The sequence below is a fragment of the uncultured Parabacteroides sp. genome (assembly GCF_905196875.1).
Classification (GTDB): Bacteria; Bacteroidota; Bacteroidia; order Bacteroidales; family Tannerellaceae; genus Parabacteroides.
This window is the reverse complement of sequence record NZ_CAJJWO010000017.1, coordinates 1-20216: the sequence shown is the minus strand read 5'-3', so window position 1 is coordinate 20216 and position 20216 is coordinate 1. Positions and strand designations below refer to the sequence as shown.

The following is a 20216-nucleotide window of genomic DNA, read 5'->3' as shown; positions in this document are numbered from 1 at the left end:
AAAGATTTAGGGAATGAAATATTATAATAACTATTGATTTATATGGTTTTTTAGAATCGTGCAAGAATAAAGTCGGTACACACGTTGAATAATTATTCTATTATTTGTACTTTTGCCAGTCAAATTGCCGCTGGCGGTGAAGGCCGCAGACGCATAGTAACTTGATTGAATAAATTTTAGAACAATGAATATATCTTACAACTGGCTGAAAGAGTATCTCGATTTCGATTTGCAGCCTGAAGAAGTATCAGCAGCACTAACCTCTATCGGTTTGGAAACCGGCGGAGTGGAAGAAGTTCAAACTATCAAAGGTGGACTGGAAGGACTGGTTATCGGTGAAGTTCTTACCTGTGTGGAACATCCGAACTCCGATCACCTGCATATTACAACAGTAAATGTCGGTGGTGAAGAACCTTTGCAGATCGTTTGTGGCGCACCGAATGTGGCAGCAGGCCAGAAAGTGGTTGTTGCTGTGAACGGTACGAAACTGTATGACGGTGACGAAGTCTTTACGATCAAACGTTCAAAGATACGTGGTGTCGAGTCGAACGGTATGATCTGTGCGGAAGATGAGATCGGTATCGGAACAGACCATGCCGGTATTATCGTTCTCCCGGCTGATGCGGTTGTAGGAACTCCTGCCAAGGAATATTATAATGTAAAGAGCGACTATGTATTGGAAGTGGACATCACTCCGAACCGTGTGGACGCAACGTCTCATTTCGGTGTTGCCCGCGACCTGGCTGCTTACCTGAAACAAAACGGTAAGCCGGCGGAACTGAAACGTCCTTCCATAGACGCTTTTAAGATCGACGATGAAACTCCGGCTATCGAAGTGATCGTTGAAAATACGGAAGCCTGTCCTCGTTACTCAGGGGTTACTATCAAAGGCGTAACCGTAAAGGAAAGTCCGGAATGGTTGAAGAACCGTCTGAATATAATCGGCCTGCGTCCGATCAATAATGTAGTGGACGTAACTAACTTTGTGTTGCATGAACTGGGACAACCTCTCCACTCGTTCGATGCTGGCAAAGTAAAAGGAGATAAAGTAATCGTAAAGACGATGCCGGAAGGAACGAAGTTCGTTACCCTGGACGGTGTTGAACGTACGTTGACCGATCGCGACCTGATGATCTGCAACACCGAAGATGCAATGTGTATCGGTGGTGTGTTCGGTGGTCTGGATTCAGGTGTAACGGAGCAGACAACAGACGTATTCCTGGAGTCAGCTTGCTTCCATCCGACATGGATTCGTAAGACAGCCCGTCGTTTCGGTCTGAATACGGATGCCTCTTTCCGTTTCGAACGTGGTCTGGATGCAAACAATACAATCTATGTATTGAAGCGTGCCGCCCTGCTGATACAGGAAGTGGCCGGCGGTAAGATCACCGGATCTATTCAGGATGTTTATCCTGATCCGGTACAGCCTTATACGGTTGAACTGACCTATAACAAGATCAATAGCCTGATCGGTAAAGATATTCCGGTTGAGACGGTTAAGAGTATTCTTGCCAGCCTGGAAATGGAGATTGTTTCGGAAACTCCCGAAGGTTTGACGATCCATGTTCCGGTTTACCGTATCGACGTACAGCGTGATGTAGACGTGATCGAAGATATCCTTCGTATCTACGGATATAATAATATCGAATTCAGCGACAGCGTGAAGTCGAACCTGAGCTACAAGACTGCAACAGACCGTAGTTACGATCTGCAAAACCTGATCTCGGAACAGCTTTGCGGTTCAGGATTCAATGAGATCATGAACAACTCGCTGACCCGCTCGGCTTATTACGATGAGTTGACTACTTATCCGGTGTCTCATTGCGTCATGCTGATGAACCCGCTGAGTGCCGACCTGAACGGTATGCGCCAGACACTGTTGTTCGGTGGTCTGGAAAGTATCGAGCATAATGCCAATCGTAAGAACGGCAATATCCGTTTCTTTGAATTCGGAAACTGCTACGATTACAATGTAGAAAACAAAAGAGAAGATGCGACACTGGCTGAGTTCTCGGAAGACTATCGCCTGGGAATGTGGGTGTGTGGTAACCGGGTAGAAAATAGTTGGGCACATGCCGACGAAAAGTCTACCGTATATGAACTGAAAGCTTATGTAGAAAATATCCTTGTGCGCCTGGGAGTAAACCTGAAGAAAGTGATTTTCGGAAACCTGAGCAATGACATCTATTCGACAGGCGTTAGCATCACAACTGCTTCCGGTCGTCAGTTGGGTACTTTCGGTATCGTGAGTCGCAAGATCTGTAAGGCGATGGATATCGACTTCGAAGTTTATTATGCAGAATTGTCATGGACGCTGCTGATGAAAGAAACGAAGAAGAACAAAGTTACTTTCTCCGAGATCTCCAAGTTCCCGGCAGTGAAACGCGACCTGGCTCTTTTATTGGATAAGTCGGTTCAGTTTGCTGAAATCCGGAAGATCGCGGAAGACAGCGAACGTAAGTTGTTGAAGGAAGTATCCCTGTTCGATGTTTACGAAGGCAAGAACCTGCCCGCAGGTAAGAAATCGTACGCCGTAAGTTTCTATCTGCAGGATGAGACAAAGACATTGAACGATAAACAAATCGATGCAATCATGCAGAAGATCCGGAAGAATCTGGAAGACAAGCTGGGTGCGTCATTAAGATAAGACATAAGTTTATAATAAAATAAATAGATATAAATATGGGAAGAGCGTTTGAGTTCCGTAAAGCAAGAAAATTTAAACGTTGGGGTAACATGGCCCGCGTATTCACAAAACTGGGTAAGGAAATCACTATTGCAGCGAAAGCTGGTGGCCCTGATCCGGAGAATAATCCCCATTTGCGTGCATTGATGCAGAATGCAAAGAAGGAGAATATGCCGAAGGACAATGTGGAACGTGCCATCAAGCGTGCTGTAGAAAAAGACTTTACCGGGTATAAGGAAATGAACTATGAAGGATACGGCCCGTTCGGTATCGCTATCTTCGTGGAAACAGCTACTGACAACACAACCCGTACGGTTGCCAACGTGCGTAGCTACTTCAACAAACACGGCGGTTCATTGGGTACAAGCGGTAGCCTCGAATTCCTGTTCGACCATAAGTGCGTATTCCATATTGCAAAGAAGGAAGGCATTTCACTGGAAGACCTGGAACTGGAACTGATCGACTATGGTGTGGACGAAGTGGATGAGGACGAAGACGAAGTAGTCATCTACGGTGAATTCTCACAGAACTCTGCTATCCAGAAATATCTAGAAGAGAACGGTTACGAAATCACAAGCAGTGAGTTTGTACGTATCCCGAACGACCTGAAAGAAGTGACAGCCGAACAACGTGAAACATTGGATAAGCTGATTGAAAAGCTGGAAGAAGATGACGACGTGCAGAATGTGTTCCATAATATTAAGGAAGACGACAGCGAAGAAGAGTAATCTTCTGTCTTATATGTTAAAAGGAAGTGATATCGGGGTAATTCCGGTATCACTTTTTTTATGTCATTTGGTTTTTTTGTACTTTCGCGACTGATAAATACATCTTATTAATTTCTGAACTAGTATATAATATTAAACTCTATCAAGTATGAAAAAGATCATTTTTCTTTGGGCTATTCTGTCCATTGGTATGATGTGCAATCATGTTTCTGCTCAAAAGGAGCTGGGCATTTTCAATTCTCTTTCTGTTGGTGTAAGTGCAGGTACAACAGGTATCGGTATAGATGTGGCAACCCCTGTCACTCCCCATTTTGCTATCCGCGGAGGTGTTTCTTTTATGCCGGGTTTCAGCTTTGATACGGATGTGGATGTAGATCTGAAAGACTCAAAGTTAGAAGAAAACTCATCCCTTAATCTTACAGGTAACATGAAGCGTGCATCCGGTGAGTTGCTGGTAAATTATTATCCGTTCCTGAGTTCTTCTTTCTTTGTTACTGCCGGTGCTTATTTCGGTGGCAACAAGCTGCTGAAGGTCAAAGGGCATAGTGATGAATTGGCCGAGTATGTACAAGAAGGTGGCCAGGCAGGTATTATTATCGGCGATCAAGTAATCCCGGTCGATAAGAACGGTAATGTATCCGGTGGCTTTAAGGTATCGGGATTCCGTCCTTATATCGGTGTCGGTTTCGGACGCGCTGTTCCTAAAAAGCGTATAGGCGTACAGTTTGAACTGGGAGTACAATTCCACGGATCACCTAAACTTTACTCAAGTGACGGAGATTTGAGTGGTGCGTTAGCAGACAGTGACGATGATTTCACAAAGGTCATGGATAAGCTGACCGTTTATCCGGTGATGAAGGTTCGCTTCTGCGGCCGGTTATTCTGATCCTGTAAATAGTTTATCCGGACATTTGCCTTCAGCATTCATTTCTTGAAGGTAAATGTCCGGATATTTGTTTTTTATAGATGGGGCAGTGACGGCAGAGCCTTCATTTCGCTTTCATTCCCCTTTCATTATGCTTTCATCCGGACGATGAACAAGACCGGATTATCCTCTTCCGTACGATCCGGGAAAGCCTTCTTCACCTCTTCCCCCGAACGGCAATAACAGAAAGAATTGTTATAGGCATCCAGCGATTTCAGGTCGGGTACTCTTCCCGTGTGGTAGAAATTATCTTCGAAACCTCCTGTTACATTATACGAATAATTCTCCCGGCGGTCGTAGCAGAATGTATAATTCAGCTCTTCCTCGGCGGCATTCGAGTAGGTGGAAACCAGATAGCGTCCGGCAATGCACAACGGCAGGATCGATGAATAATCTTCATGGATATTCAGTTTGTTCCGGTTAATCAGATAGAGCGTGTCCGCCAGCAGTTCATCGGGCTGGGTGGAAGGCGAGTAAGCATACACATTCCCGTCGGCAACAGACAATTCGGCAGGGAAGCAGGCTCCGAGATAGAAGCGTCCCAGATCGGCAGCCGTCAGTCGGCGTGCATCCTGCAGATTAAATGTCGTATCGAACTTGTATAGCCACTGGTTGACGCATTGTTTACCGGGTTCATTTGCGGAAGGCGACAACGATTGTGCCGTCATCCAGATATGGCGGTTGTGATACATCAGCCGGGTAGGGGTATTCAGCGGATTGATTCCGGCAAGACTTTTTCTTTCCAGCAGCGTCCCGGCGTAATCATAATAATAGACATTTTCCTTGTCGTCCATAATGATCAATTGTCTTTCGATCGGATCGATCACATAGTCGGCAACCAGGAAATGCTGATTGCTGGTAACCCGGCTCAGGAACTTACCGGAACAGTCGAAATGGAAAAGCTGTCCGTTGCTTACCAGGAACAACTCATTCCTGTCGCGCTTGATCTGCGTGGCATGTTTCAACCGGCAGTCGGAGGTCGTTTCCAACGGGATGGCGATCACCTCTTCGGCAATGTCCGACAGGGAACCTTCAGTGGTACTTTTCACCGGCATATCTTCGCTTATAATCTTATAACCTTCGTTTATGTAGATTATTCCAACGAGCAAAAGCAATAGTAAACAGGTCTTTTTCATTTCATCATTCATTTAAAAAGGAACATACATATAACGCTTTTCCCTCCGGTTTATTGAGCGAAGCGGCGATTTCTTTACTCCTAGCTTTGCAGAAATACCCAGTTGTCGCCCTCCGACAGGCTCGCATCCCAGGTGTAGCCTTCCCACGAGAAGTTTTTCAATTCTTCCGGATCGGTAATCCGGTTTTTAAGTATGTGGCGGGTCATTTGTCCGCGAGCCATCTTGGTATAGATCACGATGGTTTGTGCCTTTCCGTCTTTCCATACCTTAAATTCCGGGGTGATGATTCGGACTGCTTTGCCTACCTTTTTCCAGTCGTATGCCCCTTGTATTTCGTGACTGGCGAGGTTTATCAGGATATTGTCGTTCTTCTTCACCTCGTCGATCAGCAGTTTCGTCTGCCGTCCGCGCCAGAAGTTGTACATATTCCCTTCGCCCAACTCCGGTAATTTCACTTCATATTCCATCCGGTAAGGCTTGATCCGGTCGAGCGGACGCAATAATCCGTAGCAGATAGAAGCGATCCGCAGATGATCGTTCGCATACAGGAAATCTTCTTCCGTGAAATCTTTGGGGTTGATATTCTTGAAAACCACTCCGGTATAAGCCAGCAATGCCTGGAGCGCGTGAACCTCTTCGGTATGGAACTCCTGGAACCGGTTGTAATTCTCCAGTGCCAGTTTTGGGTTCAGCTTCAATATCTTTTTCAGTTCGTCGGTAGAGAACTGCGCCATATTCAGGGCAATTTCATTCGCTTCCTGAGCAAAACGGGGCGTTGACCCCGCAGGAGCTTTTATTTTAGAAGTGCCGGTCATTGTCTTGGCCGACGTGAGGATGATTAGCATATTTACTTGTTGTTTCTGGTTTATCGGGTAAAATTAATGCTTTCTTCTTTATATTCTAACTCAAAGCATACGAATAACTACTATTTTTCTCTGCTATTTTTTTACTTTTGAGCATGCTCGAAATTAATTTTTAGCATGGTCGAATTTAATTTTGAGCTAGCTCAAAATTGAATTTATGCTTGCACAAAAGAATAATTATTCGTATATTTCGAACTAAATAATAAGGACTTAAAACTTAAATCTATTGCTTATGTGTGCTAAATATACGTTCTATAAGAACCCGCCGAACCGTGAGACGGGCGAAACAGGTTCATTGTATGCGAAAGTCGTCTCCGGTGGAAAAGTTACGACCGACAATCTGGCTGATGAGATAGCCGATCTCTGTTCGTTCAGTTCCGCAGATGTGAAGGGGGTGATCCGCGCATTGTCGGACAGGTTGGCCTTTCATTTGAAATATGGCGAAACCGTTGATCTGGATGGTATAGGTAATTTCTCCGTTACCTTGAAAACCCCGAAAGACATCACTAACCCGAAGCAGATCCGTGCCGAGTCGATCAGTTTCAACAATGTAGTCTACCGTTCTTCCCCCCAGCTCAAACAGCAATTGAGATCAATACCTCTGGAACGCGCCGTCCTTCCCAAACGCAAAGAACAGGCCGAAGAGGAACGTCTGCAACGCATCCTCACCAAACTGGAAGCCAAACAGCTCATTTCCTCATCCGACTGTATGTGTTTCAATCAATGCAGCCGCTACCAGGCCCTGAAAGACCTGAAGAAACTCCACGAAGAAGGTAAATTGCTCCGGCTGGGAAGAGGAAAGCAGAAGTATTATGTATTGAAGGATAATTGGCAGAAAGGGATGCAGGAAGAGGAAAAAAGCAATGAGTAGGCTTTTTAAGTTCAGCATCTAATTTTGAATAGGTGTAGAAGATCTACTTGTAAAATACAAGTACCAGCTTGTATTTTACAAGTTTGTACAAGGAGCAGAAAGACCGGATATTCTGTTATATCCTTACATCTTCATCGGAATATGGAGATTTGTTTATATATTTGTTTCACTTTTAAAAGAAAATAGATAGCATGGAAACAGAAAACGTAAAGGATAAGAAAGTTCATCAGGGGCTAAATGTCAGTAAGATACGCCGGTATGAAGATATAAAACAAGAGGATCTGGCAGAAAAACTAGGCGTTAGTCAGCAGTTTATTTCTCAGTTGGAAAAACAGCGTGAAATAGGAAGAGATTATCTGGTAAAAATTGCAGCTATCCTGAAAGTCGCACCGGAAGTTATTGAAAATATGGAAGAAACTCCGATTTCTGTGGTTTTTGAAAATAATAGTTTTGAAGATGGAAGTATAGGATATATTGGTGAAGTTAATGAATTAAATCAGCACCCTGTCAAAAAGATTCTTGAACTAAACAAAGAGAATGCCTCTTTATACGAACGTATGCTGGCTAATGAAAAAGAGAAAGTAGCCTTACTTGAAAAGCTATTGAACGAAAAGAAATAAATGATTCTGTCCTTCAGCGGTTTATGCAGCAATCAAACTATATGTAGGACGGGGGGTACAAGAAGGTTCACACAACAAAAGTTTTACAAAATAAATGAAGGTTTTATTTTAGAAAACTTTTGTTGAGATATTCCGGGATAATAAATAGTATGGTTGAAGACTGCAACACAGAAACACTCACATCTGTAAGAAATGAACCATACAATAATTCCAAAACAGCTTCTTAAAATCCCATAGCTTTTTTTATTACCGCAGTATCTTCTTCCGAGGTCAGCATCTTTAATAATTCGAATGCAACTTTGGGAGCTGTCTCCGGGCAATAAGAAGTAATAATATTGTCATCGACTACTACTGGTTCGTTCACTACATTCACTCCAAATTCTTTTAGTTTATTTTGCCAATAGCCGTCTCTTAAGTGGTAAGTAGTAGCTCTCCGGTTCTTAAGGATTCCACTTTTTCCTAACGGGAATGCTCCGGAACAAACTGATGCAATAATTTTGCCTTTTGCATTAAACTCCCGGACTAAGTTTAAGAATCTTTCGTCATATACCTCTTCATAAAAACCAAATTCATCAAATCCACCGGGTATTACTAATGCGTCATATTCGTCGACGTTTATTTCTTCAATGGTTTTATCGACTATAACAGGTATATTGAAAGTGCTTATGACCTTTTCAGTAAAACCACAAGTGTCTACGAACAAATTATGACCATAATCAACTCTGGCCCAACCAAGAATATCTATAAAAGCACTAAATTCCATCGTCTCGAATGCCTTTGCCAGAAACACTAATACTTTCTTGTTTTGCATACTATTCTATATTATTAATTTGTTGAATTTACTATCCGTTTTACTCTTTTCATTAATATATTCATTTAGGAATAAGGTCTAACAATTTAAGTGGCTTCCGCGGACTTTAAAGGAATAGGCGAATCTATCTCATATCGTTGTGTATCCGGATCGGCAATGATGATTTCGGTTGTGCCGGCTGCACCGCCAATGATTGTCGGTTGCTTTTGTTTGTTGGTACATCCGGAAAGAAGAAAGCAAAGCAGCAGGCTATATAATATGACTGATCTCATAGGTTCATGTCTTTCTTTGGGTATGTCTGTAAAAGTATGAAATTAATCTGAGAACTGATAGAATGCGTGATTTTTATTTCTTATCACTCGCTTAATAATTGTCGGAATGGAATTTATCCTATATATTTGAATAGTCTATGGTGTGACACCAGGGTTTCATCAGAGAAATTATTATTTATGCTCCGATACATTAAAAACGAAGAACATTACTCTTTCCTTATCGAAGCGATCCGGCAGGCCAAACGAACAGTCTGGATCGGTACGGCTGATATTAAAGACCTGTATATTAAGGAAGGAAAAGAGGCTGTTCCCTTGCTGAAGCTTTTGGAACAGAAGGTAAAGGAAGGAGTGGAGATCCGTTTGATCCATGCCAAAGAGCCGGGACAGAACTTCCGCGATGACTTCGATAAGTACCCGCTGCTTTGGTGCCGGATGGAACGTGTGCTGTGTCCTCGCGTCCATTTCAAGTTATTGATATTCGATCTGAAACAGGTCTATATCGGATCAGCTAATCTGACGGGTGCCGCTTTAGGCATGAAAGGAAAAGATAACCGGAATTTCGAAGCGGGAGTTTTTACTTCGGTAGAGGAGTTGGTAAAAGAGGCGGTTGAACAGTTTGATTGTCTGTGGATGGGCGTTCCGTGTAAGAGTTGTAAGCGGAAGAGGTTTTGTTCGGATAGGATTGTTTTGTAAGTGTCTGCAGTTGAAACTGTTTTAAGAATAATTGTAAATCAGAATATTATGATAGGTGCAATAGGAGGAGACATCATCGGCTCCGTTTACGAATTCGATAATATTAAGACGACGGACTTTCCGTTGTTTACGAACGAAAGTGATTATACGGACGACACGATCATGACGGTTGCTGTAGCTGACTGGTTGCTGAATGGGGGAGACCTGGCGAAAGTCATGCAACGATACGGACGTGAATATCCGTATCCCACAGGTGGTTATGGTGGACGTTTCAGCGGTTGGCTTCGTGAAAAGGATCCGCAACCGTATAACAGCTGGGGGAATGGTTCGGCGATGCGGGTAAGTGCTGTCGGATGGAAATTCGATTCGTTGGAAAAGACGTTGGAGGTAGCAAAGGATACAGCCGTCGTTACTCATAACCATCCCGAAGGAATAAAAGGGGCACAAGCAACTGCGGCTGCTATCTATCTGGCACGGACAGGTAAAAGCAAGCAGGATATCAAGCAATATATCGAAACGACTTTCTCCTATGACCTGAGTCGTACCTGCGACGAGATACGCCCTAATTATCATTTTAATGAAAGTTGCCAGGGCACCGTTCCCGAAGCAATCATCGCCTTCCTGGATAGTACAGACTACGAAAATGCCATCCGCCTGGCCGTCTCTTTAGGTGGCGATAGCGATACGCTGGCCTGTATCACCGGAGGGATAGCCGAGGCTTTTTATGGGGTGCCGGATACGATCAGAGAAGAAGTCGTAAAAAGATTACCGAAGGAATTTAATAGATTACTTATGTTTTTCTTTTCCTAAGGGAAACTTTTTCTTTTTGTTGTTCAGTCAGGCATCTGACTCCATACTTTGTTTTCTATTTCTTCGATGGAAAATGTATCTTTCTCTTTGTCGTAAGATAAGGAGAACTTGTAGTATGTGTCGTTTTTTACGTGGCGGAGTGCACCCGGGAACATCCCGTTATCGTCATCAGACAGGTTTATGGTAGGGATTAATTTGACGACATAAGTCCTATCGTCTATCGCGATATGAACTTGCGAGTTATCTTCTCCCCAATAAGCAAATACGATTGCTTTGTAATGTTGTAGGTTCGCTTTGTCCCTGAAGGGATGGATAAGTACCTGGTTCTCTACTAAAACGTTAGCCGATTCAGGCACGTTTTTCAATTCGAAATCCAGAAGAGCATTGTAATGAACTAACATGTCGGAAAGAACTGTTGATGCTTTTCCTATATATTGGCAAGACAGGCAATCGGCGGCCAATAACTTTTCTTCGGTTGTTTGATCGAAGAATGTGGGTGGTGTATTATCCGTACTTCCGGATATGAATTCGGAGTAATAGCCGGGTGACGCAAAGAGTATAAGCGGACCTGAGCCCAGACCGACCCAGGGGTTTCCGCTGTTGTCTTCCGTTATAAATGAACCGGGAATGTAGCAGGGCTCATCTTTAGGAAAGGATTTGATTCTTTTGCCGTCTATCGTATAATCATATATGTAGTAGTAATTCATTGTCAGTATCCAATTGTTCCGATTGGACAGGTCCACATTTGAAACACCTTCAAATGACTCGATGAAAATATTCTCCTTTTCTTCTTCTTTGTCTTTTTCGCTCAGGAGATATTTATTACATGAAATATTTCCTGATACACAGAAAATAGCAAAGAGCAAACCGAATACATTCTTTCTCGTCATACCTGAAATTTGCATATTAGTGGTTGACAAAGATAGTAAATATTGGATAGCCGGACAGGATTACGCCTTTATTCTTCTTCTATCCTCCGAATCTCTTCCATCTCCTTATTCAACCGTTTGAACTGTGCCGGTAAGATATATTTCAGATTTATGAATATGGATGCAGCCATGACAGCCATGATAAGTAGTAACATGATAGCTCCTTCAGTAGTAGTAAACAGAGGCGCATTGATCATCAGGAAAATACCGATTATTCCCACTGGGCTGCAATAGTAATTCCTTTTCGTCACATTCAGTTTATATAACTCCAGTTCCCGTATAGTCTTTTTATTTTCAAGATATGAATCTGTTATATCCAACTTTCTCAGATTCAGATAATATTTTATCAGTCCCCATGAAGCAAAGCAGGCAAAAGCCAGAAACAACACTATTCCAATATAGAAATTAACCATGTTGTGTATATGAAGGTGTGAAAATAGCATGGCAAGGATAACTACCGGGAAAGGGATTCTGAACAATAAGAGTAACAGATTCTTTCTTTTCATACGGTTTGTTTCTGCCAAGATCTTTTTCATCAAGGTCGTTCTATTCAGATGTACATTCGCAGCAATTTCCTGGTTTTCCTGTTTCCAGCTGTTTTTTATATTATCAAGTTCCATAACGATTCATTTATTGGGGTTCATTTGTTTTCTTAATTGCTCTTTTATCCGGTTCAAACGTGTACTGACGTTCGTCCTGGACAGACCGAGGATCTGAGAGATCTCTTCGTACGATTTATCATCCAGATAAAGCAGGATAATCGCTTTGTTCTGTTCGGATAAACTTTCGATGCACTGATAGAGTTGGCCGATTTCAGAGGAGTTGTCGGTCGGTACTTCGAGGATGTCACTGCCGTCCGATACCTTCAGCTCATCGAAAAACAATACCTTGTTGTTATCCCGCTTTCGTTTGGTGTTTAACGCCACGTTCAGCGAGACACGATAGATCCAGGTCGATATTTTGGAGTCGCCTTTGAATTTGGGGTACGACTTCCACAACTCGAGGATGATATCGTTGATCAGGTCTTTCCTGTCCTGGGTGGTATAAGCATACACCCGGGCAATCTTGATGAGGATGCTTATATTCGACTCCAGAATGGAAAGGAAGTCTGTTTCACGTTTTATCATATTCTTTTCTCTTTTAGTTTGTATAGGATTAGTACCCCGGCGAATGAAAAAGTTACAGTGCACGATCTTTTTTATTGTATGGCGAATATAATACTATATCTTTGTATGTATGATTGATTTGAAAGAGTTTGTGTCCCGCCTGAATATTTCTGAAGAGCTATCCAATGTATTTATGGAAATGGGGGAGATCGTGAACCTTAAACGTAAGGAGTACTTTGTCCGTCAGGGAGAACCATGCCGTTACCTGGGAGCCGTATTGGACGGCGAATTTCGTTTCTGTCATTGTGATGCGGACGGTGAAGAACGGACGATCGGCTTCAATACCAACGGCTTTGTAACAGAATATTATGCCTTATTGAATCATACCCCAGCCAGATACTCCATACAGGCAATCTCTGAAACAGTTATTTACAGGATATCTTATCAGCAGGTTATCGACTTTTACGAATATAGTATGGAAGGTCAGCGTTTCGGACGGCATATCGCTGAGCAACTATTCTTTCGTCGTGACGAACTGATCTTTTCCTTTCGTTGCGACACGCCGGAAGAACGTTATAAGAATTTACTGAAAGCCGTGGATCATTCCATGAATAAATTAACACTGAAAGATGTAGCTTCACTGATCGGTGTAACTCCCGAAACCGTTAGCCGTATCCGAAGAAAACTATCGGATGAGGACGAGTCTTGACAATTGTCAAGAACTTTCAAACCGAGACCATCTACCTTTGTCGCGGATTAATTAACGCGATAAACAAAGATGAACTATTTAAGACACCTTCTACTTGCAGGAGTTTTACTCCTGTTTTTACCTCTTGGCATTCAGGCACAACTCACACAAACCGTCCGCGGACAAGTAATAGACACAGAAACAAAAATACCGCTGATTGGAGCAACCGTCGTACTGGCTGATAACGGTACAGGCGTAACCACCGATGTCGATGGTAATTTCTCCCTTACCAATATCCCTATTGGTAGAATCAGCCTTCAAATATCCTATCTGGGATATGTGCCACAACAACTCTCTGAACTGCAACTAACCAGTGGTAAAGAGTTGGTACTAACCATCGAAATGAAAGAGAGCCAGCAGGCATTAAACGAAGTCGTAGTGATAGCCCACCGGCGGAAAGATCTTCCCCAAAACGAAATGGCCTCTGTCAGTGCCCGTACTTTCTCTGTTGAAGAGGCTCGCCGTTATGCCGGAGCGGTAGACGATCCTGCCCGTATGGCGGCTAACTTTGCCGGAGTAACGAGTGGTTCTGCGGAAACAAATGTTATTATTATCCGTGGAAATGCTCCTTCCGGGGTCTTGTGGAGAATGGAAGGAGTGGATATTCCTGTTCCGAGTCATTTCAATGGTGGTGATGATGTACCGGGCGGAGGGGCATTTACAATGTTCAGTAGCTCCATGCTTGCCAACTCGGATTTCTATACCGGAGCATTTCCTGCAGAATATGGGAATGCAGTTGCCGGTGTGTTCGATTTGAAGTTTCGCAACGGGAATGACCGGAAACATGAATTTGCGGCACAATTGGGTATACAAGGTGTGGAGTTTGCTGCCGAAGGCCCTTTTAAGAAAGACTATAACGGCTCTTATCTTTTTAATGTACGCGTATCTACATTAGGTATTATCAAGTCTTTCATATCGGAAATGTCCGGTAAACAATCTATACATTACGAAGATGTGGCTTTCAAAATCAACTTGCCTACACGTAATATAGGCACTTTCTCCCTATGGGGGATCGGCGGAAATTCACAATCGGAAAGGGAAGCAGAGGATGATCCGGTTGAATGGACAACACCGCCGGTAAGTACGGATATGAAAATGACTTATCGGGCCGGTGCAGCCGGTATTTCTCATAAGAAATCAATCAATTCATCCCTGTATCTGTCCACTACGCTTGCGGCTACTTTGTCGGATACTGATTTCAAATTCGGCAGGCGCAGGGTTGAGCAACCGGCTGTTTCTATTCCTGATATCGATAATTTGAACCGGAGCTATAAACTCTCGTTATCTTCCCGGCTGAATCAGCGTCACTCGTCCCGATGGCACAGTCGCTACGGTATCCGCTTGGATCAATTGTTCGATAAGATAGATTACCGGAAATCGGATGATAAAAATACCATGCAAACCGTTACCGATAAGCGCAGTAATACGCAGCTGCTACAAGGTTATGCACAAACTAAATACGCTTTTAACCGTTCTTTCTCATTGACAGGTGGCCTTAATACATCTTTATTTGCACTGAACGGGGATTTCTCCATTGAGCCACGTTTATCGGTTGAATGGACTATCGACAACCGTCATTCTCTTATGTTGGGTACGGGGCTTCATTCGCAGGTAGCGCCTCTTTATATCTATTTCATGGAGATTCCGGCAACAGACAGAGAAATTTCAACTCCTAATAAAGACCTGAAGATGACTCGTTCCTTACATAATGTACTCAGTTATAACTGGGCTATCTCTCCGCTGTTAAGGCTGAAGATCGAACCTTATTTTCAATATTTGTATAATGTCCCTGTATTACAGGGCGGGACATATTCTATTATTAATACCACTGTTCAGCCACCTTTATTCTACCAGCCTTTCGTAAATACCGGCAAAGGTGTGAATATGGGTATTGATTTTACACTGGAGCGTTTCCTGCAATCGGGATATTATTATATGGCGACTTTCTCACTTTTCAACTCCCGTTATAAAGATGATAACGGTAACTGGCATAATACGATGTTCAATACACGTTATGTTGCAAATATCCTGGGTGGGAAAGAGTTTACTTTCCGTCGAAAGAATGGTTTGAGCAGGGTGTTGGGATTGAATGCCCGTATCGCTCTTTCCGGTTATCGTCCGACTTCGCCGGTCGATTTGGAAGCGACACTGGAGCAGCAGGAGATTATGTACGACGAATCCAGGCCGTTTATCCATCGCCGTAAAGGTATCAGTCCCGTATCGGATATCTCCCTGACTTACCGGGTAAACTATAAACGGTGTTCCGGTACTGTTGCCATTCAGATAAAGAATCTGGTGGGAAAACAGTATATGGGGCAGTCGTTCAATCAGGCTACACAGCAGGTGGAGGATTTTTATTTTGACAGTATAATTCCGTTTATCAGTTATAAGATGGAATTCTAAGTAAAGTAATCTGGCGTAATCCCGTTTTTGTGCAAACCTTTTTTGCTTCCCTGTTGTTTTCTTACCGAAAGTGCAAAATATGTCGTTAATCCCGACTGATCGGCATAACATCTTTCTCTTATGATTGAATAATACTGACAAAATGACTTGTTTTCGATATGGTATTTATTTTGTAGAGTTATCAGTGAAAGTTTAAAATAAAGAAGATAACAAGAAAGTAATATAAGGTATGAATTTAAACAATTTTACAATTAAATCACAAGAGGCTGTTCAGCAGGCGGTGCAGTTGGTTCAGAAGAATAACCAACAGGTGATCGAACCTGTTCATTTGCTTAAGGCTGTCATTATGACGGGTGAAAGCATCACGAACTTCCTCTTCCAGAAGCTGGGTGTAAATATCCAGAATCTGAACATGGTGCTGGATCGTCAGATAGAATCCTATCCGAAAGTATCCGGTGGCGAACCTTACCTGTCGAGCGAATCGAATGCCGTTTTGCAGAAAGCAATCGATTATTCCGGAAAGATGGGTGACCAGTATGTTTCTCTGGAACATATCATTCTCGCTTTGTTCACTGTAAAAAGTACGGCTTCTCAAATATTGAAAGATGCCGGCGTTACGGAAAAAGAACTGGAGAAAGCAATCGAGGAATTACGTAAGGGAAATAAAGTAACGAGCCAGTCGGCAGAAGACACATACGACTCTCTGAATAAATACGCCATCAACCTGAACGAACGTGCCCGTAGCGGTAAGCTCGACCCGGTGATCGGCCGTGATGACGAGATCCGTCGTGTACTTCAGATACTGAGCCGTCGTACAAAGAATAACCCGATCCTGATCGGTGAACCGGGTGTCGGTAAGACTGCTATCGCCGAAGGCCTGGCACATCGTATCGTTCGTGGCGACGTTCCGGAGAATCTGAAATCGAAACAGATTTTCTCCCTGGATATGGGGGCTTTGATTGCCGGAGCCAAATACAAAGGGGAATTCGAGGAACGGTTGAAATCCGTTGTTAATGAGGTGACCAAGTCGGAAGGCGAGATCATCCTTTTCATCGATGAGATCCATACATTGGTAGGAGCTGGTAAGAGCGACGGGGCTATGGATGCCGCTAATATCCTGAAACCGGCGTTGGCACGTGGTGAATTGCGTTCTATCGGTGCAACGACACTGGATGAATATCAGAAATACTTTGAAAAAGATAAGGCGCTCGAACGTCGTTTCCAGGTTGTGATGGTGGAAGAACCGGATGAACTGGATACTATCTCTATCCTGCGTGGTCTGAAAGAGAAGTACGAAAACCATCATAAGGTACGTATCAAAGACGATGCCATTATCGCTGCCGTCCAGCTCTCGACGCGGTACATTACCGACCGTTTCCTGCCGGATAAGGCGATCGACCTGATGGATGAGGCTGCTGCCCGTCTGCGTTTGCAGGTGGATTCAGTGCCGGAATCGCTGGATGAAGTTTCCCGCCGTATCAAACAGTTGGAGATCGAACGCGAAGCCATCAAACGTGAAAACGATAAGACGAAACTGGAACAGTTGAACAAGGAAATCGCCAACCTCAAGGAAGAAGAAAAGAAACAGAAAGCCCAGTGGGAAAGCGAAAAGGAACAGATCAACAAGATACAGCAGAATAAGATCGACATCGAGAACCTGAAGTTTGAAGCCGATAAGGCAGAACGTGAAGGCGATTACGGCAAGGTTGCCGAGATCCGTTACGGCAAACTGCAGGCGAAAGAAGAAGAGATCAAGGAAATACAGGCCAAGCTGCACACCATGCAGGGTGCTGCCGCCATGATCAAAGAGGAAGTCGACAGCGAAGACATTGCCGATGTGGTATCCCGTTGGACCGGTATTCCCGTTAACAAGATGATGCAGAGCGAACGCGACAAACTGCTTCGCCTGGAAGACGAATTGCACACCCGTGTGATCGGCCAGGAAGAGGCCATTACAGCCATAGCGGATGCCGTGCGTCGTAGCCGTGCCGGATTGCAGGATCCGAAACGTCCGATCGGTTCGTTCATCTTCCTCGGTACGACCGGTGTAGGTAAGACCGAGCTTGCCAAAGCGTTGGCTGAATACCTGTTTGACGATGAGAACAGCATGACCCGTATCGATATGAGCGAGTATCAGGAGAAATTCAGCGCCACCCGTCTGATCGGTGCGCCTCCGGGATACGTCGGTTACGATGAAGGTGGCCAGTTGACGGAAGCCATCCGCCGTAAACCTTATTCTGTCGTTCTGTTCGACGAGATCGAAAAGGCGCATCCGGACGTATTCAATATCCTGTTGCAGGTATTGGACGACGGTCGTCTGACGGACAACAAGGGACGTGTCGTGAACTTCAAGAACTCGATCATCATCATGACCAGCAATATGGGTTCATCTCTGATTCGTGAAAGCTTCGAGAAGATCACGCCCGACAACCGCGAAAAAGTGATCGATGAAACCCGTATACAGGTACTGGAATTGTTGAAGAAATCGATTCGTCCGGAATTCCTGAACCGTATCGACGAGATCATTATGTTCACCCCGCTGAATGAGGAAGAGATCCGTAAGATCGTTACCTTGCAGTTGAACAGCGTGAAGAAGATGCTGGCCAACAATGGTGTTGCCTTGAGCTTTACGGATGCTGCTGTCGATTTTATCTCGGATGCAGGTTACGATTCTCAGTTCGGTGCCCGTCCGGTGAAACGTGCTATCCAGAAGTATGTCCTAAACGAACTGTCGAAGGAGATACTGGGTATGAAGATCGATAAGAACCGTCCGATCATTATCGATCGGGAAGGAGATGGACTGATATTTAAGAACTAAAGATGATTGGATTGATATAGTAAGTAAAAGGGGCTGTTTCTAAAAGACTCACCCCCTTTTTAGAGCAAAAAACTTAGTGATAAGTTAATGTATTGATAAATAACGTGTTAGTTTGATTTAGTCGTACGGAGTTTTACTCTAATCCTTGAAAAAAGGTAGAAAAGCTCTCGAAAACTAATTTTAGTTGAGAACCCTACTCTTATCATGTAGGCTTTCATGTAGGTGAATTGATGCCTACTAATACCAACTAATGTTTAATCAACTAACACATTATTTTTATGGCATATTCAATTCATATTAAAGGGGTACGGGATGAAGAAGACTCCAAGATGATTAAGTTACAATTGATTTTCTACAAATCAGGTTATAACAGGGTTCCCAAAGCAATTACTGTTACTGGTCTTTCTAAGAACTGGGACCAGAAGTCTGAATCATTTGTGGGCACAAATAACGGTAGCATTACCAAGAACCAAATATTGCTGGATTTAAAAACAAGTATATTAATGTCGTAGAAGAATGGGAAAAAGAAGGCCGTAATTGGTCTCCAATAGAATGGTCTCATTGTTTCGAACAAGAGGATAAAGCCGAAGTACCAGAAGTCAAGGTAAAGTCAGTTCTACAAATGATAGATTCTCTGGAAGAGAAGTTCATGAACAAAAAACGCATCAAAAATGGGCAAGTAATAGATAGTATCCCAAATGCAAAGAAGTATGGGCAGATGCGACGTATATTACAAGAGTTTACCAAAGAAAAATATAATAGAGCACTCTCTACATATTACTTTAAGGATATAACCGAAACCTTTCTACTTGATTTTGCATTTTCCATTAAAGAGAAAGGTATTAAGAATGGTAACAGGGCTGGATTAACTTCAAAGTTGCGCCTACTTCGTGCTATATGTAACGTGGCTGTGAAAGAAGGCATGTATGGAGCCAGCATAGAAATATTCAAGTGCTTAGGTAATGATATCAACATTCCGGAAACCAACTCTAAAGCCGTTGCTGATACGACTATTGCTAAAATAGAGAATATAGACCGCACACTATTTACTAAGAAAGAACAGATGTATTTGGATTTATTTTTATTCAGCTACTATTCTGGTGGAATGGCAAACATTGATGTATGTTATCTTACCTGGGATTCAATACAAGAAGATAGAATCGTATATGAACGTATCAAATTTCCTAAAACTGCTAAACCAATCTTACTAAACTAAAATGGTAGATGCTGGTAACAACCCTTATATTGTAGCAGAAATGGCAGGGAATAGCCCCATGACTATCTATAAGCATTATTACAAGAACACAAAACGAGATGAGTTGAAAACGGCTATGGAGGAAATGTTTTAATGCCTTTCCAAACAAATTTGGTTTTATAGTGCATACTAAAATGGTTGCTCGGCTTGCTTGTTGAACTGAGCAACTTTGCATTTTCCAACGCTTCGACCTGCTTCTATTATGGTATTCGTAGCCCTGCGCTGAGGATGAAAGTAATAGTATTGAGAAAATCCGTGAATTGCGATTATTTCAAACGATGAAGCGCAAGTCTAAAAAATCACGCTTCAACAATCTGTTTTAACGATTCTCGAATATCATTTCCCCGATTATTCCTATAAACTTTAGAGCGTTTCAAGTAATTTGATAAGACGTTCTACGTGTTCCACCGATGCGGCAAGATAATATCTTCTTCATATCGTTCCTTTTAGAGTTACTCTTATTACTTATTAGGATTGAACTGCTTATCGTAATTCAGAAGGAACTTCACCAGTTCCGGGTTACGGTGTGACCAGCGAAAGTC

18 protein-coding genes are annotated in these 20216 nt (G+C 43.1%); 11 read left to right on the top strand and 7 right to left on the bottom strand.

Annotated elements, in window-relative coordinates:
* Nucleotides 1–184: 184 nt before the first annotated feature.
* From pheT to QZ076_RS08150, 3 genes are all read left to right on the top strand, one after another.
* Entirely contained in the window at nt 185–2647 is a 2463-nt protein-coding gene (pheT, locus tag QZ076_RS08160; RefSeq protein ID WP_293712274.1) for a phenylalanine--tRNA ligase subunit beta, read from the top strand.
* A gap of 35 nt (nt 2648–2682) precedes the next feature.
* Nucleotides 2683–3414 carry a YebC/PmpR family DNA-binding transcriptional regulator gene (locus QZ076_RS08155; RefSeq protein ID WP_028730397.1) on the top strand — a complete coding sequence of 244 codons (732 nt, stop codon included), beginning with the start codon at nt 2683–2685 and terminating at the stop codon, nt 3412–3414.
* A 148-nt stretch (nt 3415–3562) separates the two neighbouring features.
* The gene (locus QZ076_RS08150) at nt 3563–4300 is read left to right on the top strand and encodes a hypothetical protein (protein WP_293712269.1); all 738 of its coding nucleotides are present in this window, start codon (nt 3563–3565) and stop codon (nt 4298–4300) included.
* Nucleotides 4301–4428: 128 nt separating this feature from the next.
* On the opposite strand, the gene QZ076_RS08145 is transcribed toward QZ076_RS08150, so the two are convergent.
* Both QZ076_RS08145 and yaaA read right to left on the bottom strand, forming a co-directional pair.
* A complete protein-coding gene (locus QZ076_RS08145) occupies nt 4429–5475 on the bottom strand; it encodes a 6-bladed beta-propeller (protein ID WP_293712266.1) in 1047 nt (348 codons plus the stop codon).
* Between the two features lie 80 nt (nt 5476–5555).
* Entirely contained in the window at nt 5556–6320 is a 765-nt protein-coding gene (gene yaaA / locus QZ076_RS08140; protein ID WP_293712264.1) for a peroxide stress protein YaaA, read from the bottom strand.
* A gap of 250 nt (nt 6321–6570) precedes the next feature.
* Here yaaA and QZ076_RS08135 point away from each other — a divergent pair, with 250 nt between their 5' ends.
* Entirely contained in the window at nt 6571–7209 is a 639-nt protein-coding gene (locus tag QZ076_RS08135) for an HU family DNA-binding protein (RefSeq protein WP_293712261.1), read from the top strand.
* 191 nt (nt 7210–7400) lie between these two features.
* Entirely contained in the window at nt 7401–7829 is a 429-nt protein-coding gene (locus QZ076_RS08130) for a helix-turn-helix transcriptional regulator (protein WP_293712258.1), read from the top strand.
* Nucleotides 7830–8052: 223 nt separating this feature from the next.
* Here the strand turns inward: QZ076_RS08130 and QZ076_RS08125 are convergent, their stop codons facing one another.
* Together QZ076_RS08125 and QZ076_RS08120 are read right to left on the bottom strand one after the other, a co-directional pair.
* Entirely contained in the window at nt 8053–8640 is a 588-nt protein-coding gene (locus QZ076_RS08125; RefSeq protein ID WP_293712255.1) for a DJ-1/PfpI family protein, read from the bottom strand.
* An 86-nt stretch (nt 8641–8726) separates the two neighbouring features.
* Nucleotides 8727–8912 (bottom strand): hypothetical protein, encoded by a 186-nt coding sequence (locus QZ076_RS08120; protein WP_293712252.1) that lies wholly within the window; start codon nt 8910–8912, stop codon nt 8727–8729.
* A gap of 177 nt (nt 8913–9089) precedes the next feature.
* Here QZ076_RS08120 and QZ076_RS08115 point away from each other — a divergent pair, with 177 nt between their 5' ends.
* Both QZ076_RS08115 and QZ076_RS08110 read left to right on the top strand, forming a co-directional pair.
* Nucleotides 9090–9605, top strand: coding sequence for a phospholipase D-like domain-containing protein (locus QZ076_RS08115; protein WP_293712249.1), 516 nt, complete (start codon nt 9090–9092; stop codon nt 9603–9605).
* A gap of 48 nt (nt 9606–9653) precedes the next feature.
* Complete coding sequence (locus tag QZ076_RS08110; RefSeq protein ID WP_293712246.1) at nt 9654–10415, top strand: ADP-ribosylglycohydrolase family protein; 762 nt, start codon at nt 9654–9656, stop codon at nt 10413–10415.
* Nucleotides 10416–10438: 23 nt separating this feature from the next.
* On the opposite strand, the gene QZ076_RS08105 is transcribed toward QZ076_RS08110, so the two are convergent.
* The 3 genes from QZ076_RS08105 to QZ076_RS08095 all read right to left on the bottom strand — a co-directional run bounded on the left by QZ076_RS08105 (nt 10439) and on the right by QZ076_RS08095 (nt 12471).
* Nucleotides 10439–11305, bottom strand: coding sequence for a hypothetical protein (locus QZ076_RS08105; RefSeq protein WP_293712243.1), 867 nt, complete (start codon nt 11303–11305; stop codon nt 10439–10441).
* A gap of 68 nt (nt 11306–11373) precedes the next feature.
* Entirely contained in the window at nt 11374–11964 is a 591-nt protein-coding gene (locus QZ076_RS08100) for a hypothetical protein (RefSeq protein ID WP_293712240.1), read from the bottom strand.
* Between the two features lie 6 nt (nt 11965–11970).
* Nucleotides 11971–12471: a sigma-70 family RNA polymerase sigma factor gene (locus QZ076_RS08095; protein WP_293712237.1), complete on the bottom strand. Its 501-nt coding sequence runs from the start codon at nt 12469–12471 to the stop codon at nt 11971–11973.
* 109 nt (nt 12472–12580) lie between these two features.
* Between QZ076_RS08095 and QZ076_RS08090 the strand changes: the two genes are divergently transcribed.
* The 4 genes from QZ076_RS08090 to QZ076_RS08075 all read left to right on the top strand — a co-directional run bounded on the left by QZ076_RS08090 (nt 12581) and on the right by QZ076_RS08075 (nt 19635).
* Nucleotides 12581–13159: a Crp/Fnr family transcriptional regulator gene (locus QZ076_RS08090; RefSeq protein WP_293712234.1), complete on the top strand. Its 579-nt coding sequence runs from the start codon at nt 12581–12583 to the stop codon at nt 13157–13159.
* A gap of 69 nt (nt 13160–13228) precedes the next feature.
* Complete coding sequence (locus QZ076_RS08085; RefSeq protein ID WP_293712231.1) at nt 13229–15601, top strand: TonB-dependent receptor; 2373 nt, start codon at nt 13229–13231, stop codon at nt 15599–15601.
* 229 nt (nt 15602–15830) lie between these two features.
* Nucleotides 15831–18419, top strand: a complete 2589-nt coding sequence (gene clpB, locus QZ076_RS08080; RefSeq protein ID WP_293712228.1) for an ATP-dependent chaperone ClpB — start codon at nt 15831–15833, stop codon at nt 18417–18419.
* Between the two features lie 649 nt (nt 18420–19068).
* On the top strand, nt 19069–19635 hold the full coding sequence (locus QZ076_RS08075; protein WP_293712225.1) for a phage integrase SAM-like domain-containing protein: 567 nt from the start codon (nt 19069–19071) through the stop codon (nt 19633–19635).
* The last annotated feature ends 581 nt before the right edge of the window (nt 19636–20216 follow it).

What these genes read in the sequence shown, in the direction of transcription:
- pheT (WP_293712274.1), top strand. Translation starts at nt 185, where the DNA reads ATGAATATATCTTACAACTGGCTGAAAGAGTATCTCGATTTCGATTTG.
- QZ076_RS08155 (WP_028730397.1), top strand. Translation starts at nt 2,683, where the DNA reads ATGGGAAGAGCGTTTGAGTTCCGTAAAGCAAGAAAATTTAAACGTTGG.
- QZ076_RS08150 (WP_293712269.1), top strand. Translation starts at nt 3,563, where the DNA reads ATGAAAAAGATCATTTTTCTTTGGGCTATTCTGTCCATTGGTATGATG.
- QZ076_RS08145 (WP_293712266.1), bottom strand. Translation starts at nt 5,475, where the DNA reads ATGAAAAAGACCTGTTTACTATTGCTTTTGCTCGTTGGAATAATCTAC.
- yaaA (WP_293712264.1), bottom strand. Translation starts at nt 6,320, where the DNA reads ATGCTAATCATCCTCACGTCGGCCAAGACAATGACCGGCACTTCTAAA.
- QZ076_RS08135 (WP_293712261.1), top strand. Translation starts at nt 6,571, where the DNA reads ATGTGTGCTAAATATACGTTCTATAAGAACCCGCCGAACCGTGAGACG.
- QZ076_RS08130 (WP_293712258.1), top strand. Translation starts at nt 7,401, where the DNA reads ATGGAAACAGAAAACGTAAAGGATAAGAAAGTTCATCAGGGGCTAAAT.
- QZ076_RS08125 (WP_293712255.1), bottom strand. Translation starts at nt 8,640, where the DNA reads ATGCAAAACAAGAAAGTATTAGTGTTTCTGGCAAAGGCATTCGAGACG.
- QZ076_RS08120 (WP_293712252.1), bottom strand. Translation starts at nt 8,912, where the DNA reads ATGAGATCAGTCATATTATATAGCCTGCTGCTTTGCTTTCTTCTTTCC.
- QZ076_RS08115 (WP_293712249.1), top strand. Translation starts at nt 9,090, where the DNA reads ATGCTCCGATACATTAAAAACGAAGAACATTACTCTTTCCTTATCGAA.
- QZ076_RS08110 (WP_293712246.1), top strand. Translation starts at nt 9,654, where the DNA reads ATGATAGGTGCAATAGGAGGAGACATCATCGGCTCCGTTTACGAATTC.
- QZ076_RS08105 (WP_293712243.1), bottom strand. Translation starts at nt 11,305, where the DNA reads ATGACGAGAAAGAATGTATTCGGTTTGCTCTTTGCTATTTTCTGTGTA.
- QZ076_RS08100 (WP_293712240.1), bottom strand. Translation starts at nt 11,964, where the DNA reads ATGGAACTTGATAATATAAAAAACAGCTGGAAACAGGAAAACCAGGAA.
- QZ076_RS08095 (WP_293712237.1), bottom strand. Translation starts at nt 12,471, where the DNA reads ATGATAAAACGTGAAACAGACTTCCTTTCCATTCTGGAGTCGAATATA.
- QZ076_RS08090 (WP_293712234.1), top strand. Translation starts at nt 12,581, where the DNA reads ATGATTGATTTGAAAGAGTTTGTGTCCCGCCTGAATATTTCTGAAGAG.
- QZ076_RS08085 (WP_293712231.1), top strand. Translation starts at nt 13,229, where the DNA reads ATGAACTATTTAAGACACCTTCTACTTGCAGGAGTTTTACTCCTGTTT.
- clpB (WP_293712228.1), top strand. Translation starts at nt 15,831, where the DNA reads ATGAATTTAAACAATTTTACAATTAAATCACAAGAGGCTGTTCAGCAG.
- QZ076_RS08075 (WP_293712225.1), top strand. Translation starts at nt 19,069, where the DNA reads ATGAACAAAAAACGCATCAAAAATGGGCAAGTAATAGATAGTATCCCA.